At 72.9% G+C, this 17,448-nt stretch carries 13 protein-coding genes; 12 read left to right on the forward strand and 1 reads right to left on the reverse strand.

Annotation, left to right across the window (positions count from 1 at the left end):
- Positions 1-2: 2 nt before the first annotated feature.
- Positions 3-416 (forward strand): DUF6188 family protein, encoded by a 414-nt coding sequence (locus EF879_RS07460; RefSeq protein ID WP_123556144.1) that lies wholly within the window; start codon positions 3-5, stop codon positions 414-416.
- A 307-nt stretch (positions 417-723) separates the two neighbouring features.
- Here the strand turns inward: EF879_RS07460 and EF879_RS07465 are convergent, their stop codons facing one another.
- The gene (locus EF879_RS07465; protein WP_233604343.1) at positions 724-3,465 is read right to left on the reverse strand and encodes a BTAD domain-containing putative transcriptional regulator; all 2,742 of its coding nucleotides are present in this window, start codon (positions 3,463-3,465) and stop codon (positions 724-726) included.
- Positions 3,466-3,635: 170 nt separating this feature from the next.
- Here EF879_RS07465 and panD point away from each other — a divergent pair, with 170 nt between their 5' ends.
- Genes panD through EF879_RS07520 form a run of 11 tightly spaced genes read left to right on the forward strand, consistent with a single transcriptional unit; the run spans position 3,636 to position 17,444 of the window.
- On the forward strand, positions 3,636-4,043 hold the full coding sequence (panD, locus tag EF879_RS07470) for an aspartate 1-decarboxylase (RefSeq protein WP_123556148.1): 408 nt from the start codon (positions 3,636-3,638) through the stop codon (positions 4,041-4,043).
- Positions 4,040-5,428: a phenylacetate--CoA ligase family protein gene (locus EF879_RS07475; protein WP_123556150.1), complete on the forward strand. Its 1,389-nt coding sequence runs from the start codon at positions 4,040-4,042 to the stop codon at positions 5,426-5,428. The genes panD and EF879_RS07475 overlap by 4 nt, the downstream gene beginning before the upstream one ends.
- Positions 5,425-6,672: an aminotransferase class I/II-fold pyridoxal phosphate-dependent enzyme gene (locus EF879_RS07480; RefSeq protein WP_199736201.1), complete on the forward strand. Its 1,248-nt coding sequence runs from the start codon at positions 5,425-5,427 to the stop codon at positions 6,670-6,672. Before EF879_RS07475 ends, EF879_RS07480 begins: the two co-directional genes overlap by 4 nt.
- Positions 6,669-7,640, forward strand: coding sequence for a RimK family alpha-L-glutamate ligase (locus EF879_RS07485; protein ID WP_123556151.1), 972 nt, complete (start codon positions 6,669-6,671; stop codon positions 7,638-7,640). Before EF879_RS07480 ends, EF879_RS07485 begins: the two co-directional genes overlap by 4 nt.
- The gene (locus EF879_RS07490; RefSeq protein ID WP_123556153.1) at positions 7,637-8,659 is read left to right on the forward strand and encodes a methyltransferase; all 1,023 of its coding nucleotides are present in this window, start codon (positions 7,637-7,639) and stop codon (positions 8,657-8,659) included. Before EF879_RS07485 ends, EF879_RS07490 begins: the two co-directional genes overlap by 4 nt.
- A complete protein-coding gene (locus EF879_RS07495) occupies positions 8,659-9,888 on the forward strand; it encodes an MFS transporter (RefSeq protein WP_123556155.1) in 1,230 nt (409 codons plus the stop codon). Before EF879_RS07490 ends, EF879_RS07495 begins: the two co-directional genes overlap by 1 nt.
- Positions 9,889-9,891: 3 nt before the next feature.
- On the forward strand, positions 9,892-10,974 hold the full coding sequence (gene dpgA, locus EF879_RS07500) for a 3,5-dihydroxyphenylacetyl-CoA synthase DpgA (RefSeq protein ID WP_199736203.1): 1,083 nt from the start codon (positions 9,892-9,894) through the stop codon (positions 10,972-10,974).
- A 54-nt stretch (positions 10,975-11,028) separates the two neighbouring features.
- Complete coding sequence (dpgB, locus tag EF879_RS07505; protein ID WP_158624125.1) at positions 11,029-11,697, forward strand: enoyl-CoA-hydratase DpgB; 669 nt, start codon at positions 11,029-11,031, stop codon at positions 11,695-11,697.
- Positions 11,694-13,004 (forward strand): (3,5-dihydroxyphenyl)acetyl-CoA 1,2-dioxygenase DpgC, encoded by a 1,311-nt coding sequence (gene dpgC, locus EF879_RS07510; RefSeq protein ID WP_199736205.1) that lies wholly within the window; start codon positions 11,694-11,696, stop codon positions 13,002-13,004. Before dpgB ends, dpgC begins: the two co-directional genes overlap by 4 nt.
- Positions 13,004-14,281, forward strand: coding sequence for a PLP-dependent aminotransferase family protein (locus tag EF879_RS07515; protein WP_233604296.1), 1,278 nt, complete (start codon positions 13,004-13,006; stop codon positions 14,279-14,281). The genes dpgC and EF879_RS07515 overlap by 1 nt, the downstream gene beginning before the upstream one ends.
- A 52-nt stretch (positions 14,282-14,333) precedes the next feature.
- Positions 14,334-17,444: an amidohydrolase family protein gene (locus tag EF879_RS07520; protein ID WP_148086377.1), complete on the forward strand. Its 3,111-nt coding sequence runs from the start codon at positions 14,334-14,336 to the stop codon at positions 17,442-17,444.
- Positions 17,445-17,448 lie beyond the last annotated feature (4 nt).

Raw genomic sequence — 17,448 nt, forward strand, 5'->3', positions numbered from 1 at the left:
CGATGGAGATGGTTGACCGTGGCGACCGGTGGTCCCTGGCCGGCGACGACGCGGAGGTGACACGGGTCTGTTTCGACTGGGCGGTGACCCTGACCGTCGGTCCCGTGGAGCCTCAGCTGAGCGTGCGGGTCGAGTCGCCGTTCGTGCTCGCCGGCCTGGAGGGTGCGCCACGGCAGGTGGATCCCGAGGGCGAGCCCTCGGATCTGGCTCCGGTGTTGTGGCTGGTACGTCGCCGGCTGACGAGACTGGACGCCTTCAAGGACGGACGTCTCGACATCGGGTTCTCCGGAGGTGTCGATCTGACCGTTCCCGTTTCCGAGGAGTTCGAGGCATGGGAACTCACCGACTCGGCCGGCGGTCGGATCGTCTCGCTGCCCGGCGGCGGCACCACCACCTGGTCGCGCGTCGACGGATAGCGAGGAGGTTCGCCGATCCGGACGGCGTGCCTCCGCACCCGACCGACGGAGACCGACTCACCGGGATGCCCGGTGACCGGCGGTGGGACCGGGCAGACTGACCGGATACCGAACGAGAGCCAGAAACGTCCTCAGGGGCCAGGGTCGCGGTCGCGGCCATGGCCCCACCGTTGTCGATCGTGCCGAGGCACCATCGTCGCGCTGGTCCGGTGCCGTCTGGTCGCCCGCCGACCGCGCTGGCCGTGTCCACTCCACGGGTGCGGTGCCGGGGCGCGCCGACGGCGGTGCGCGACCCGGGCGGACCGGATCACGGCAGGTGGTGGCCGATCTGCCCCATGTCCAGCAGGATTCTCTCGGCCAGGCGGTCGACGACACGCCCGGGGCCGGTGTACCCGTATCGGGTGAGCGCCTCGGCGAGCCGGCGCAGCCCCATCGCCTCCTCCAGACGGTTACCGAGCGCCCGCCACAGCTCCACCGACAGCCGGTAGCAGACGACCGCGCTGTCCAGGTCGCCCAAGGCGCTGTGGATGTAGCCGAGGCTGTCGTAGCTGTACGCCTCACCCGCCCGCATCCCGAGCCGCCGGTGCAGGTCCAGCGACTCCTGACAGTGCCGCAACGCCTCGTCCAGGTTGCCCAGCTCGGCCTGGCACCAGCCCAGCGAGTTCAGCGCGGCGGCGTACCCGCCCTGGTCTCCGGACTGCTGGGCGAACTCCAGCGCCCGCCGCGAGTAGTCCCGGGCGTCGGGGTAGCGGCCCTGCCGGGCGCAGAGGTACGCGAGGCTGAGGTAGGTGCGGCCCTGCCCCTGGGTGTCGTTGATCTGCTGGTAGAGGTGCAGGGCGCGGATCAGGTGCGGGCAGTCGCCCTCGAGCCGCTCGAAGAGCTGGTTGGCCCGACTGACCTCGCGATGCACCCGGGCCTCGCCGTCCAGGTCGTCGCTGCGCCGGGCGGCCGCCAGCGCGATGCGCTGGGTCTCCAGCAGATCCTCGTGCCGACCCTCGCTGTGCAGGTAGTCGACGAGCGTCCAGGCCAGCCGCCAGCAGTGCCGGTCGTACCGCTTCTCGTCGGCCATTCGGACGAGGGTCAGCAGCAGCGATATCTCGGCCCGGAACCACGCCCGCGCCTGACGGTGGTCGGTGAGCGGGGTCAGGTGGGTGCCGGGCTCGGGCGGGCCGAGGGGCAGCGGCTGGCGGATCGGCTCCAGCAGCTCGGCGGCCCGGTGTGCGGTGTACAGGTAGTGGTCGAGCAGCCGGCGCAGCGCGGCCTCGGTGGCCTCCGGGCTCTCCTGCGCGGCCTGCTCACCCGCGTAGCTGCGCATCAGGTCGTGGCAGGTGAACCGATCACGGCCCTGCTCGGCCAGCAGGTGGGCGGAGGCCAGCTCGCGCAGGGCCGCCCGAGCCGTGTCCAGCGGCTGCCCGGCCAGGCTGGCGGCGACGGTCGTACTGATGCTGGTGGCGGGGTAGAGCCCGAGGAACCGGAACATCCGCGCCGCCGAGTCGGTCAGCTGCCGGTACGACCAGGAGAAGATCGATCGTACGTCCGGTGACCCCGGGTCGGTGCGGAACCGGTCGAGCGTGCTGTCGGTTCCGGCCATCTCGTCGGCCAGCTCGGTCAGGGACAGCTGCGGGCTGGTCGCGCCGCGGGCCGCCACCACGCTCAGCGCCAGCGGCAGCCGGTGACACAGGTCCACGATCTGCCGGGCGGCGGCGGGCTCGCGCTCCAGCCGGCTCCGGCCGAGTCGCCGCACCAGCAGGCCGTACGCGTCGGCCTCGGGCAGCACGCCGAGCAGCACCGGGTGCGCCCCCTCCCTCGCGACCAGCCCGTTGAGCCGATTGCGGCTGGTCACGATCGTCAGGCAGCGCAGCCCGCCGGGCAGCAGCGGCCGGACCTGCTCGGCGTCGTACGCGTTGTCGAGCACGATCAGCAGCGTCTTGTCCGCCACGATGCTGCGGTAGAGCGCCGCCCGCGCCGACGGGCTGACCGGCAGCCGGGCGTCGTTGGGAAGGAAGCTGCTGAGCAGGTCGCGGATCGCGTCGTCGGGGGTCAGCGCGGTGCGCGAGGGATGGAAGCCGCAGAGGTCCAGGTAGAGCTGCCCGTCGGGGAAGCGGTGGGCGACCTGGTGCCCCCAGTGCACGGCCAACGCGGTCTTGCCGACGCCGGGCGCGCCGCTGACCGCCAGCACCGGTGCCGGGGTACCGGTCCGGGTGGCGGTGTCGAGCAGCTCGGTGAGCTCGTCCAGTTCGGCCTGCCGGCCGACGAAGTGCCGGATCGTGCTGGGCAGCTGCCGGGGCACCTCGGCGCGACCGGTCCCGGCGGGTGGCGCGGCCGCCTGGGAGCCCGCCGGCGCGGTCTGGGCGGCGAGGATCCGCTGGTGCAGCGCCTGGAGCTCGGGGCCGGGGTCGATGCCCAGCTCGTCGTCGAGGATCTGCCGAACCCGCTGGTAGGCCAGGAGCGCGTCGGCGCGCCGACCGAGGCCGTCGAGGGCGACGATCAGGTGGTGGTGCAGACGCTCGCGGAGCGGGTACTCCCTGACCAGCTGCTCCAGCTGGGCGACGGCCCACTCGTAGCGCCGGAGCTGCACCGCCGCCTGCATCTGCCGCTCCAGCGCTTCGATCCGCAGCTCGGTGAGCCAGCGGGACTCCTCCGCCTGCAGCCGTGGCGACGGTACGTCGACCAGCGGGCTCTGCCGCCACAGCGCCAGCGCCTGCTCCACCCGGTGGACGCACCGGGCCCACTCCTCACGGCGGGCATCCTGCTCGGCGGCGCGGCAGAGGTCGGCGAACTCCTGTGTGTCCAGTTCGCCCGGCTCCACCCGGATCAGGTAGCCGGGGCTGTGGGACTCGATCCGGCCCCCGGCGGCGCGGAGCGCACGCCGCAGCCGTTTGACGTAGGAGCGGATGGTGGTGTTCGCCGCCTCCGACGGGCGGCCGTCCCACAGCAGGTCGGCGAGCTGCTCGTACGAGACCACGCGGTTGGCGTGGCACAGCAGCGCCGCGAGCAGCACCCGTAGCTTTCCCGACGCGACCGGTACGACCTCGTCTCCGTCGTGCACGGTCAACGGTCCCATGATCGCGAAACGCACAGGACTTCCCCCCCGTTGCTGTCACGGCAGGGACTGCCACGCAGATGCCACCGAGATGCCACCGGGCTTTGGCAGGTTGTCCGTGGCGCGGTCCGGGAAGGCCCCGCCGGCAATCACCTGCGGCACAGTAAGGATCAAGCGTGTATCGGCATATGCTGAAGTCGAAGGTCCATCGCGCCACGGTCACCCACGCCGATCTGCACTATGTCGGCTCGCTCACCCTGGACCGGGATCTGATGGACGCGGCCGGCCTCCTTCCTGGTGAGCGCGTCGACGTGGTCGACATCAACAACGGTGCGCGGCTGAGCACCTACGTCATCGAGGGTGCGGCCGGCTCCGGAGTCGTCGGCATCAATGGCGCCGCCGCCCGTCTCGTCACCACTGGTGACCTTATCATCATCATTGCGTATGCGATGGTGGACGATTCGGAGGCCGCAGCGCTGCGTCCCCGAGTGGTCTTCGTCGATCAGGGCAACCACATCACCGGTACGGGCACCGACCCCTCCTCGGGTGCTCCCGACCTGCCCGTCCTGGCCGGTGGCCGATGACCCCGGCGGTCGACGCGCCCGTCACCTCGGCCGGCGTCCCGGCGCCCCGGCACGGTGAGCACACCATCCGCCTCGCGGCCGACCTCGACACGCTCGACCGACGTAGCCTGACCGATCTGCAGGCCGGGAACCTGGCCACCACGTTCGCCGCGATCGCCGCCCACCCGGCCGCCCGACGGCACTGGTTCGGTGATCGGGAGCCGGCCCATCTGCGTGACCTGCCGCTGTTCCGCGCCGACGACCTGGCCCGGCACTGTCCGCCCGGCTCGTCCGACCTGGTCCTGGACAGTGCGGAGTCGGGCATGGTGCTGCGCTCCAGCGGCACCACCGGCCGGCGTAAGGTGCTCTACCACTCGTGGGCCTTCAACGACCGGGTGGCCGCGCTCGGCACCCGGGGAGCCCGGGCCGGGGCGGGCCGGCACCTGCCGCGCCGGGTCGCGGTCTGCCTGGCCCCGGCCGAACTCAACGGCGCGTTCGGCTTCGCCATGGACATCGTCGCCGGGCTGGGCGCGCAGGCGTACCCGGTGGGCAGCGGCATGGACCGCGACGAACTGCTGGAGGTGATGGCCGAGCACCGGGTCGACACCCTGATCGCCTCACCCGGCTTCGCCACCCGGCTCCTCAGCGCCGACGACGCCGTCGCGCGGCTCGGCCACCTGGAGCGGCTCTGGTACATCGGCGAGAACGTCGGCACCGAGCGGCGTGCGCTGCTCGGCGCCAGGCTGGCCGGCCTGCGGATCTCCTCCCTGGCCTACTCGACCAGCGAGACCGGCCCGATCGGCTACCAGTGCACGCGGCAGCACGACAACGTCCACCACGTGCACGACGACGTGATCATCGTCGAGGTGGTCGACGCGGAGACCGGCGAACCCGTTCCCGCGGGGACCGAGGGAGACCTCGCCGTCACGGTCCTCTCCGACACCGGCATGCCCCTGCTGCGCTACCTGGTCGGCGACCGGGTCCGGATGGTGCCCGGCCGCTGCTTGTGCGGCAGCGCCGCGACCCGGATCGACATCATCGGCCGCGCCGACCAGACCATGAACATCGACAGCACCACGGTGTCGCGCGACCTGGTCATGGCGCACCTGGCCCCGTTCGGCATCACCGACCCGGCCACCGTCCAGGTCCAGGTGCTGCGCGACGCGTACGGCTTCGACCTGCGGCTGCTTGTCGCCGACACCCTGCCGTGCACGGTCACCGCCGCGCAGGCCCGGGCCGAGCTCAGCCGCGGCTACCACCTGGGCCGCGTCTTCACGTCGCCGACGTACCGGTCGTTCACCGTCGAGCGGGTGCCGCCGAGCGCCTTCGCCAACACCGGCCGTGGCAAGACTCCGTTCTTCATCGAGCTGCCCGCAGCCTCGACCGATCCTCAGGAGGCACGATGACCGTATCGGTGACGAGCCCGCGCAACTGGGTGGCCACCCGCGTCCAGAACAGCAGCGACGCACTCGACCAGGCATTCGCCGAGGGACTCACCGGGCACGTCTTCACCGCCCGGGAGGGCAAGACGGTGACCCTGGCCGGCGGGAGGAAGGCCGTCGAGTTCGTCTCCTGCTCCTATCTGGGGCTGGAGACCCACCCGGCGCTGCTGACCGCGGCGATGACCGCGATCGAGCGGGTCGGCGTGCACTTCGCCGCCGCCCGCACCCGGATGCGTACCGACGACCTGGACGTGCTGGAGGAGAACCTCCGCACGATCTACGGGGGAGCCTCGGTCACCGCGTTCACCTCGGTCGGCAACGTCCACCTCGGCCTGCTGCCGCTCCTCGGCGCTGGCGCCCTGCCCAGCTACCCCCTTGCCAACGGCGGTGTGGCGTTCTACGTCGACCGCACGGCGCACGCCTCCATTCAGGTGCTGCGCGGTGTGCTGGAGCAGCTCGGCCCGGTACGCCGTTTCGACTCGACCGACCCGGAGAGTCTCCCCGGCCTGCTCCGGGAAAACGGGAGCGGCCGCACCCCCGTCGTGCTGGTCGACGGCGTCGGCTCGATGGGTGGCCTGGTCGACGTCGTCTCACTGAGCGCCACCGTCGAGGCGGCCGGCGGCTACATCTACGTCGACGACGCGCACGGCGTCTCCACGCTCGGGCGGTATGGCGCCGGCTACGCCTACGAGGCGCTCGGCGGGACACTGCCCGACCACGTGATCCTGGCCGGCTCGCTGTCGAAGGGCTTCGGCGGCCAGGGCGGCTTCTGTGTGCTCCGCACCGACGCCGACACCCGCCTGCTGCGCCGCTTCGCCAACCCGCTGATCTTCGGCGGCCCGCTCATGCTGCCGATGATCAGCGCGAACCGGGCCTCGTCAGAGCTGCACCTGGACGGCACGGTGGCCAAGCTCCAGGAGCAGCTGTGGGCCAACGTCCGGCTCTTCGACGAGCGCACCGGCCACCGCCTGGTCAACGCCGGGGTCACCTCGCCGGTCCGGGGGGCGATGTTCCCCACCGAGGAGGAGGCGCTGGCCGCCGCCCGCCGCCTGCAGGCGAGGGACGTGCTGGTCACCCCCGCCTTCTACCCCACGGTCGAGCGTGGCCACGGCCTGGTCCGCTTCGCGGTCTCGGCCCTGCACTCGGCCGCCGAGATCGAGCGGGCCGCCCACGCGTTGGCCGGCACGCTCCCGGGGGAGACGGCATGAGCGGGCGCACCGAGCGGGTCATCACCTGGATCTGCCACCCCGACGACCTCGACCCCGGCTACGTCGGGAGGATCGAGGCACAGATGGCCGAGCGGTGGGCCGGTCCCGCCGCCGAGGCCGGCTTCGTCTTCCGCTTCATCCACGCCAACCAGCTGGTGCCCGGCTGTGTGGCCGGCCGTCCCGTGCTCTGGCACCACGGCGAGGACCTGCTGCGGCGCCGGCGCTGCTACATCGTCGACGACGTCAGCCCCAACGCACAGGCCGCCCAGTTCCTGCGCGGCATCTACCGGGTCATCGACGCCAGCGACTCCGTGCTGCTCAACCGGGCGCTGGTCGGGCCGGAGTGCCTGGAGCGGGACAAGCTGGCGATCCTCTCCCGGGCGGCGACGCTGGGCATCCGGGTGCCGCCGACGCTGGTCATACCCTTCGGCCGGTACGCCCGTACCGGCCTGGCGGCGATCCGCGACCAGCTCGGCGACGGCCCCTACATCGTCAAGCCCCGCGAGTCCGGGGTCGGATACGGCGTGCTCAAGGTGGACACGTACGAGCAACTGCGGTCCACCGCCGACATGATCGCGGCCGGCGGGCAGAGCTTCGTCGTCCAGCCGTACCTGCCCAACGAGGGTGACCTGCGGGTGGCCATCGTGCAGGGCCGGGTCGTCACCAGCATGCTGCGCCGGCCGTCCGAGGGGGCCTACCTGTCCAACATCGCGCAGGGCGGCACCAGCACGGCCCGCCCGGACCATGCCCCGGTGCTGGACGACAGCCTGCGCATCGCTCGCGACCTCCGGGCCGAGTACCTCTGCGTCGACTGGCTGCTGACCCCCGACGGCCCGGTCCTCGGGGAGTGGGGGACCGCGATGGCCGAGTTCTCGCCGTTCCCCGAGCCGTCCCGATCCGACCTGGCCAAGGCGTTCTTCGCCTGGGCCGACGACGTCCTGCACCGCGAGAGGTCCCAGCCCGCATGAACGTGACCCGTCCCCTCGACCCGGCGGCCGAGCTGGTGAACAGGGTCGTCGCGTACCGCACCAGCAAGTGTCTGTACGCGGTCACGGCCCTGGACATCCCGGCGCTGCTGCAGCAGGGCCCCGCGACCGTCGAGAAGCTGGCGCGCCTGACCGGCACCCGTGCCGACCTGCTCGACCGCGTCATGTCCCACCTCGCGGCCGAGGGGGTGTTCGAGATCGGCCCGGACGGCGCGTACCGCGCGACGAGGATGTCGGCCTGCCTGGCCCGGGGCGAGCCCGGCAACATCGCCAACTGGGTGCTGTGCGAGCTGCAGGACGGCTACTGGCGCAGCTGGGACGGCCTGCTCGACCAGCTCCGTACCGGGCGGACCGCCTTCGACACCGTGCACGGGCAGCCGTTCTTCAGCTGGCTGGCCGGCTCGCAGGAGATCAGCGCGCTCTTCGACGCGGCGATGCGCGACGGCTCGCACCACGTGGCCGTGCCGCTGGCGGCCGAGGTGGACGTGCGACCGGGTGAGCTCGCGATCGACGTGGGCGGGGGAGACGGCACCTTCCTGGCCGCGGTGCTGGCGGCGCAGCCGCAGGCACACGGAATCCTGTTCGAGCTGGAGCGGGACTTCGACGCGACCGCGCCGGAACTGCGGCCGTATCTGGCCGAGTCGCGGTGCCAGGTGCAGCACGGGTCGTTCTTCACGGCCGTACCGCCGGGTGATGTCCTCATCCTGAAGCGGATCCTGCACGACTGGCCCGACGAGAAGGCGATCGAGATCCTCCGCGCCTGCGCGGCCGCGCTGCGGCCCGGTGGCCGGATCGTGGTGCTGGATCTGATCAAGACGGACGACTCGGGCAAGGGCCGGTCGCTGGACGTGCTGATGATGGTGCTGCTCGGCGGCCGGGAGCGGACGCTGGCCGAGTTCCGGGACCTCTTCGCCGCGGCCGGCCTGCGGTTGGTCGGTGAGCCGCGCACCGACGGGCTGCTCTCGGTGCTGACCGCCGTGCCGCTGGCCGAGGCGGTCTGATGAGCACCGTCAAGCTGACCCGGGCCCACCCGGGCACGTCCGTCGTCGACCGGCGGGCGCTCACCGGCGGTTTCGCCTTCACCGCCTACTCCAACACGCTCCTGCAGCTGGTGCTGACCATGGTGCCGGTGGCGGTGCTGCACGGTGACCGCGTCCAGCCGGCCGTCTTCTCCTACCTGCTCTCACTGCACGTCGCGGCGGGCCTCCTCGCCTCCATGGCCGCGCCGCTGCTGCTGGCCCGGGCCCGGCCGGGGCAGGTACTGGTGCTCTCCTCGCTGCTGCGCGCCGCCGGCTACGGGACGCTGATCCTCAGCGCCGCCACGCCCGCACTGTACGCCTTCGCCCTGCTCACCGGCGTTGGCCTGGGCGTCTCCCGGCCGGCGATCCGGCTGCTGCTCAACCACGCCGCCGGGGACGGGGGTCGGGCCCGGGTCTTCCAGATCTTCTTTCTGATCCTCAACGGCGCGTTCGTGCTGGCCCCGATCCTGGCCGAGGCCGGGCGGGGCCACGCGCTGGCCACGTTGGCCGTGGTGACGGTGGTGGAGATCGCCGGAAGCGGCCTGGTCTACACCACCACCGCTCGTGCCGTGGCGACGGACGCGTCCGTACCCGCCGGGCTGACCTGGCGGGCCCGCTGGGGCCTGCTGCTGCGCCCCCACGTGCTGGTCACCATCGCCTACACGCTCATCTGCTACTTCTCCATGGGCTTCGTGGTGACGATGTTCCTGCTCTACGACAGCGTGACCCCGGAACTGGCGGAGTACCGGGCGCTCTTCCTGAGCTTCGAGCCACTGGCCCTGGTCGGCATCCAGCTCGCGCTGGTGCCGCTGTTCAGCCGGTTCGGCCGGCGTGCGCTCTACCTGCTCGCCGGGCTCACCCTGGGGCCGGGCATGGCGCTGGCCTTCGGCACCTCGCTCTGGCTGGTCTTCACCGGGCTGGTGCTGTTCGCCTTCGCCGAGTCGCTGGCCATGCCAAAGATCCAGGTCGAGGCCGGCGAGGCGGCCCCGCCCGGACAGCAGGCGGCCGTCTTCACCCTGGTCGCCGTCGCCACGGCGGTGGGCGAGATCCTCGGCAACCTGGCCGCCGGCCTGACCGTGCAGCAACCCGCCGACCGGGCCCTGGACCCCGGTACGGCCGGGATGGCCACCGGCGCCCTCATGACGGTCCTGCTGCTGGCCGCCGGGGTGGCCCTGATCCGCCTGGGAACGAACCGCCCGAGGGAGGCATGAACGGTGTCGGTACCCCCTGAGGCCCCGTACCTGGTGTCCGTGGGCACCGCGGTCTCGCCGGACTCCTACACCCAGGAGGAGGTGCTCGACCTCTACGGCATCAGCGACCCGCGGGTCCGATCGGTCTTCGCCAACAGCGGCATCGACCGGCGTCACCTGGCCGTGGTCCGCGATCCGGTCACGGGCCGGCCGAGGCCGGAGTCACAGGGCGACCTGCTGACCAAGCACCGCACGGTCGGGCTGGAGATGGCCGAGCAGGCGATCACCATCGCCCTCAAGCGGGCCGGGGTGGCACCGGCCGACGTGGCACACCTGTGCTGCGTGACCTCCACCGGCTTCCTCACCCCCGGCTTCAGCGCTCTGCTGATCAAGCAGATGGGATTCGCGCACGCGACCAGCCGACTGGACGTCGTCGGCATGGGCTGCAACGCCGGGGCGAACGCGCTGCAGAGCACGGCGGCGTGGGCGGCCGCGCACCCGGGGCGGGTGGCGCTCCTGGTCTGTATCGAGGTCTGCTCCGCCGCGTACGTCATCGACGACACCATGCGTACCGCGGTGGTCAACAGCCTCTTCGGCGACGGCAGCGCGGCGCTGGTGGTCCGGACCCCCGATCCCGGGGAGTCACCCGCGCCCGCCTCCGCGCCGCTGCCGCGGGTCATCGGTGCGGCCAGCACGATCATCCCGGAGGCGATCGGGGCGATGCGCTTCGACTGGGACGAGACACAGGGCCGGTTCAGCTTCTTCCTGGACCGGGACGTGCCCTACGTCGTCGGCGCCCACGTGGAGGAGACCGTCGACCGACTGCTGGCCCCGGCCGGGCTGCGTCGCGGCGACGTCGCGCACTGGATCGTCCACTCCGGCGGTCGCAAGGTCATCGACGCGGTGCAGGTCAACCTGGGCCTGACCCGGCACGACCTGCGGCACACCCTCGGCGTCCTGCGCGACCTGGGCAACCTCTCCAGCGGCTCGTTCCTGTTCTCCTACGAACGCCTGCTGGCCGAGGAGATCGCGGTGCCGGGGGACTACGGCGTGCTGATGGCGATGGGACCCGGCTCGAGCATCGAGGCGCTGCTGACCCGTTGGTAACGGTCGCCCGACCGGCGCCCCGAGTGGACACCCGAACGGAAAGGAAGCATCACGGTGACGGACGTACCGCGCGACGAGGTCCTGGACGCGTCGGTCGACACCGCGGCCGGACTGGCCGCGCTGACCGCCGAGCTGCAGCCGCTCTGCCGGCGGGTCGAGGAGGAGCGGCCGGCGCTCCTGGTGCTGCGGCTGACCGGCGACGGCGAGTGGCCCGGCCCGGTCGGGGTACACGACGTGAACAGGTGGGAGCGGGCGGTCCGCCGGCTGGAGCGTCTCGACGTGCTCACCGTCGCGGTCGCGGCCGGCGCGTGCGGGCCCGCGGCGGTGGAGATCCTGCTGGCCGCGGACGTACGGGTCGGTCTGACCGACGCCACCCTCCGCCTCGACACCGGGGCGGCGGGTGCCTGGCCCGGCATGGGCATGTACCGGCTCGCCCAGCGGCTCGGTTCGTCGGCCGCCCGGCGGCTGCTGCTGGCCACCGCACCCGCCACCTTCACGGCCACCGACGCCCGGGACCACGGGCTGCTGGACGAGATCACCGACGGGCTCGACGCGCGCGTGGCCGAGCTGCTGCGTACCGGCGGGCGCAGGGACGTGTCGATGCGCCGATCGCTGTTGCTCAGCGCGGGGCAGACGTCGTACGAGGTGGCGATCGGGACCCACCTCGCCGCCTGCGACCGGACGCTGCGCGCCGGCCGCGCCGCCACCCGGGACGCCGCGTGAACGCCCCGACCCTGACCGCCCGCGACGCGGACCTCGACGCCGCCCGGCGGGCGGTCACGGCCGCCGCCGAGGAGGCCGACCGGGCCCTGGACGCCGCGCCCGCCCGCCGCGAGCGCGGCCCGGAGCGGCAGCGGGCGCTCGACGAACTCGTCCGCGCCGCCCGGCGTGCCCGCGCGGCCCTGATGGCCCGCCACGGCCAGCGCGTCTACGACGAACTCACCGACGGGGGTACGGCCCGACCGACGCTGGCCGAGCTGGTGTTCGCCGCCGCCGAGCGCTTCCCCGGGCTGGTGCCCACCCGCGAGCGGCTTGCCGCCGAGGCCGGCCTGACGCAGGCCGAGAAGGACGGCCACGAGATCGACCAGGCGATCTTCCTGGCCGGGGTGCTGCGCGCGGAGCGGGCCGGCGCCCACCTGCTCGAGAGCATGCTCCAGCCGACCCCCGAGGCGCTCGCGCTGCTGCCGCACTACCGGGAGACCGGCCACGTCGACCTCGGCCGGATCGACCTGCGTCGCCGCGACGGCGTCGCCGAGCTGACCATCACCCGACCGGAGCGGCTCAACGCCGAGGACAACGCCCTGGTCGCGGCCCTGGACACCGCTGTCGACCTGGTGCTGGCCGACGACCTGAGCGTGGTCGGGGTGCTGCGCGGCGGGGTGATGACCCATCCGCGGTACGTCGGGCGCCGCGTCTTCTGCGCGGGGATCGACCTGGTCGACCTGCACCACGGTCGGATCTCCTTCGTCGACTTCCTGGTGCGCCGCGAGCTCGCCCCGATCGCGAAGATCTGGCGCGGGCTGCGGATCGGCGACGACGACCTGCTGGAACCGCCGCGCGCCAAGCCGTGGATCGCGGCGGTGGACACGTTCGCGATCGGCGGCGGCATGCAGCTGCTCTTCGTCTTCGACCGGGTGCTGGCCGCCCGGGACGCCTACTTCTCGCTCCCCGCCGCCGCGGAGGGCATCGTGCCGGGCGCCGGCAACCTGCGGCTGCCCCGGCTGGCCGGCAACCGTGCCGCCCGCCAGGTCATCCTCTCCGGCCGACGGATTCGCGCCGACGAACCCCTGGCCGCGTGGATCTGTGACGAGGTCGTCGAGCCCGACCGGCTCGGTGAGGAGATCGGGCGGCACGCCGCCGGACTGACCCTGCCCGCCGTACGCGCCAACCGGGAGCTCCTCAACCTCGCCGAGGAGCCGCCCTGGGCCACCCAGCAGTACTTCGCCGAGTTCGCCGTCCGGCAGGCCCAGCGGATGTACGCCCCGGACGTGTTGGCCAAGGTCTCCCGATTCGCCGCGAAGGGGGCCTAGTGCGACTCGACACCCTGCACCCCAGCCTGACCGATCCGACGCTGGCCGCCCTCGGCTTCCTCAACGAGGTGATGGGCCGCTTCCCGGACGCGATCTCGTTTGCGCCCGGCGCGCCGCACGTGTCCTTCGTCGACGACGTCGACATCGCCGCCCACCTGGAGCTCTTCACCGCCTATCTGGTGCGGGAGCGTGGCCTGCGCCCGGAGCAGGCCGGGCGGCTGCTGCGCGAGTACGGGCCCAGCCGCGGCATCATCAACGACCTGGTCGCCGCCGCCCTGCACACCGACTACGGCCTGCGCGTCGCACCCGACGACCTCGTCATCACGGCTGGCTGTCAGGAGGCGATGCTGCTGGCCGCCCGGGCGCTGTGCGCGGGGCCGGAGGATGTGCTCGGGCTCGTCACCCCTGCCTTCGTCGGCATGCTCGGCGCGGCCCGGGTACTCGACGTCCCGACCGTCGGCATCGGCGACGGCGGCACCGGCGCCGACCTGGCCGCGCTGCGCCGGGAGTGTGCGCGGCTGCGTGCGGAGGGCCGCCGGCTGCGGGCGCTCTACGTGGCGCCCGACTTCGCCAACCCGTCCGGCACCCTGATGAGCCTCGCCACCCGGCACGAGCTGCTGGCCCTGGCCCGGCAGGAGGACATCGTGCTGCTGGAGGACATCGCCTACGGCTTCACCGCGAGTGACGAGGGGATGCTGCCCCCGCTGAAGCGGCTTGACGGCGACAGCGGCCAGGTGATCATGCTCGGAACGTTCGCCAAGCTCTGCCTGCCCGGCGCCCGGGTCGGGTTCGTCGTCGCCGACCAGCCGGTCACCGGCCCGGAGGGCACGAGCGAGCCGCTGGCCCGGCACCTGGCGGCGCTGAAGACCATGGTTACCGTCAACACGTCCCCGCTCGGGCAGGCACTCGTGGGCGGCATGCTGCTCGCCCACGGCGGCTCCCTCACCGGCCTCGGGCGCGAGCGCGCCCGGCTCTACCGGCGGAACCTCCACCTGCTCCTCGACGAGCTGGACCAGCAGGTCGCGGGCCTGGCGGGGGTGTCCTACAACCGGCCCGGCGGCGGCTTCTTCGTACGGCTGCGGCTGCCGGTACGGGCCGACGACGCGTTGCTGGAGCTGTCGGCGACGAAGTACGGCGTGCTGTGGACACCGATGGCGAGCTTCCACCTGGACGATTCCGGCGACCACGAGATCCGCCTCTCCTGCAGCTACCTGGAGCCCGCCGAGATCGTCGAGGGCGTCCGGCGGCTGGCCGCCCTCCTGTCCGCCGTCGTCTGACCACCGGCCACGCCCAGCCCCTACCCCTACCCGGAACCTTGTGAGGAGCCACGTGACTGAGACAACCGACGGGGGTGGCCGGGGCCTCACCCGGCGCACCGTCCTGCGCCAGGCCATGGCCGTCCCGGCCGCCGGCCTGGCCCCGCTGACCTGGTCCGACGCTGCCGTCGCCGCACCGGCCGAGGCCCGGGGCTCGACGGCGGTCGACGGTACGGTCGTGGTCGACCAGGGCACCAACATCAGTGTCAGTCTCTCGGCCGACCGTACGACCCTCGCCATCGACCTCGGCACGGTGCTGTGGCTGCTGCCCGCCGGTGGCGGTACGGCGACGCCGATCACCTCGACCGTGCAGGACGCCACCCGCCCCGACTTCGGGCCGTACCGCGACCGGCTGGTCTTCCAGTCCTTTCGGACCGGCACCTACGGCATCTGGACCATGCGCACGGACGGCAGTGAGCTGCGGCAGTGGACCGCCGGCCCGGACGACGACCAGGAGCCGCGGCTCTCCCCGGACGGCCGTACGGTCGTCTTCGCCTCCGACCGGGCCGGCGCAAACAACCTGTGGCTGCTCTCCCTCGACGACGGCAGCGTTCGCCGGCTCACCACCTCCACCAGCCTGGAGGCGATGCCGACCTGGTCGCCGGATGGTCGCCGGATCGCCACGGTCGTCGACAACACCGCGATCGACATCATCGACGTCGCCACCGGCGCCCGTACCCGTGCCGTCACCGCGCCGGCCGGCGCCACCCTGCAGGGACCGTCGTTCTCTCCCGACGGCACCCGACTGGCGTACGTGCGCACCACCGGTACCGACGCCGCGCTGCTGGTCGACGACACCGTGATCAGCGACACCGAGGACGTCTTCGGCTTCGCACCGGTCTGGTGGAGCGACGACGAACTGCTCTACACCGCGGACGGGCGGATCCGGCGCCGGAGGATCTCCGACGGCACGGTGACCACGATCCCGTTCACCGCCGCGCTCACCGTGGCCCGTCCCGCCTACCGGCGTACGCCGCGCGACCTCGACCCCACCGTCGCCCGGCCCGTACGTGGCCTGGCGAGCCCGGTCCTCTCCCGCGACGGCCGCGCCGTGGCCTTCCAGGCGCTGAACGCGATCTGGGTCCTGCCGATCGGCGGCACGCCCCGGCGGGTGGTCGGCGACGGCTACTTCGCCGCCGACCCGGACTTCTATCCGGACGGCCGCGCACTGATCTACTCCAGCGACCGCACCGGCAGCACCCAGCTGTGGCGCACCACGCTCGCCGACGGTACGTCCACACAGCTCACCGACGGCGAGGGCGGCTACCTGCGGCCCCGGCTCTCCCCGGACGGCACCCGGGTCGCGTACCAGGACGCCGCCGGCGCCACCTGGGTCATGGACCTCGCCGCCCGCACCACCCGCCAGGTCACCCCGGCACTGTTCGGGCCCGGCCGGGCGACCTGGTCGCCCGACGGCTCGATGCTGGCCCTGGCGGCGGTCCGGCCGTACGGCCGGCGAAACCTGGCCGGCTACAACCAGATCCTCACCGTCACCCTGGCCACCGGCGAACTGCGCTACACCGAGGTGATGCCGCACCGGTCGATCAGCAACCGTGGCAACGACGGTCCGGTGTGGACGCCCGACGGCAGCGCGCTGCTGGCCGTCGTCGACGGTGTGCCCTGGTCGATCCCGGTCGACGGCGCCGGCGAGCCACGCAGGCTCACGGACGAGAGCGCCGACGAACTGTCGGTCGCGGACGACGGCAGCGTGCTCTACCTCTCCGAGGGCCGCCTGCGCCTGCTGCGGCCGGGTGCGGCCAGACCGACCACCGTGGCGTGCCCGCTGACCTTCCGGGTCGCCGTCAGCGAGCCGCTGATCATCCGGGCCGGCGCGGTCTGGGACGGCTCCGCCCGGAGCCTGCGGTCCCGCACCGACATCGTCGTCCGGGACGGCCGGATCGCCCGGATGGTGTCCCCGACCACCGAGACCGGCGTCCGGATCGTCGACGCGTCCACGCTGACCGCGATCCCCGGCCTGATCGACATGCACGTGCACTGGCACAACCGGGGCCGGCAGTGGGGCGACCGGCAGGGTCGGCTCCTGCTCTCCTACGGTGTGACCTCGGTACGCGGGGTCGCCGACCCGGCGTACGACATGCTGGAGACCCGCGAATCCCAGGAGGCCGGCACCCGCGCCGCACCCCGGTTCTTCGGCACCGGCGAGGCACTCGACGGCGGCCGGGTGTACTACGCCGCGATGCGGCCCATCACCGCCCCCGCGCAGATCGCCCGCGAACTGCGCCGAGCCCGGGCCCTCGGCTACGACCTGGTCAAGACCTACATCCGGCTGCCGTCGGAGTTCGAGGCGCTGGCGGTTGAGGCGTCGCACCGGGCCGGGATACCGGCCACCTCGCACTACGCGTACCCGTCGCCGAGCTACGGCCTCGACGGTCTGGAACACGTCGGTGGGGGCAACCGGCTCGGGTACACCCAGATCGCGAGCCGGATCGGGCGGGTGTACGACGACACCGTGGCGCTCCTGGCGGCCAGCGGCGGCTGGATCACCTCGACACTGCTGTTCGCCGCCGTCCGCTACGCGCACGACACCGCGCTGCTGACCGACGAGCGCACCCGCGTGCTGATGCCCGCCTCGGAGTACCACATCCTGCAGGAGCTGATCGCCACCTCCACCGCGGAGCCACGGGCGACGATGCTGCGGTCGTTCCTGGCCGGTGCGGTCGACGCGCTGCTGCGGATCCAGCGGCGCGGAGGGCTCGTGGTGGTGGGGACGGACTCGCCGATCGACACGGTCGCCCTGGGCATGCACCAGAACCTGCGGGCGATGGTGGAGCACGGCTTCACGCCGTACGAGGCACTGCGCGCCGCCACCGCCAACGCCGCCACCGCCCTGGGTCGCGGCGCCGAGCTCGGCACCCTGCGGCCTGGCCGCCGCGCCGACCTGGCCCTGGTCGAGGGCGACCCGTTGACCGACATCACCGCCGCCGCCGCGGTCCGTCAGGTGATGGTGGCCGGCCGGCTGTACACCCGGGAGGAGCTGCTCCGGCCCTTCCTGACGGCCACCCCGTCGGCGGTCTCCGTGACGACGCTGCCCGCGCTGACGGCGCCCGGCGACGACGAGCACTGGTGGCACGCGCACGGCGTCGCCGACCCGTGCGGCTGCTGACCGA

This window comes from Micromonospora sp. HM5-17 (genome assembly GCF_003762835.1).
In the GTDB taxonomy this organism is placed as follows: domain Bacteria; phylum Actinomycetota; class Actinomycetes; order Mycobacteriales; family Micromonosporaceae; genus Plantactinospora.

Coding starts and splice junctions, on each gene's coding strand:
- EF879_RS07460 (WP_123556144.1), top strand. CDS start 3: ATGGAGATGGTTGACCGTGGCGACCGGTGGTCCCTGGCCGGCGACGAC.
- EF879_RS07475 (WP_123556150.1), top strand. CDS start 4,040: ATGACCCCGGCGGTCGACGCGCCCGTCACCTCGGCCGGCGTCCCGGCG.
- EF879_RS07495 (WP_123556155.1), top strand. CDS start 8,659: ATGAGCACCGTCAAGCTGACCCGGGCCCACCCGGGCACGTCCGTCGTC.
- EF879_RS07480 (WP_199736201.1), top strand. CDS start 5,425: ATGACCGTATCGGTGACGAGCCCGCGCAACTGGGTGGCCACCCGCGTC.
- EF879_RS07490 (WP_123556153.1), top strand. CDS start 7,637: ATGAACGTGACCCGTCCCCTCGACCCGGCGGCCGAGCTGGTGAACAGG.
- EF879_RS07485 (WP_123556151.1), top strand. CDS start 6,669: ATGAGCGGGCGCACCGAGCGGGTCATCACCTGGATCTGCCACCCCGAC.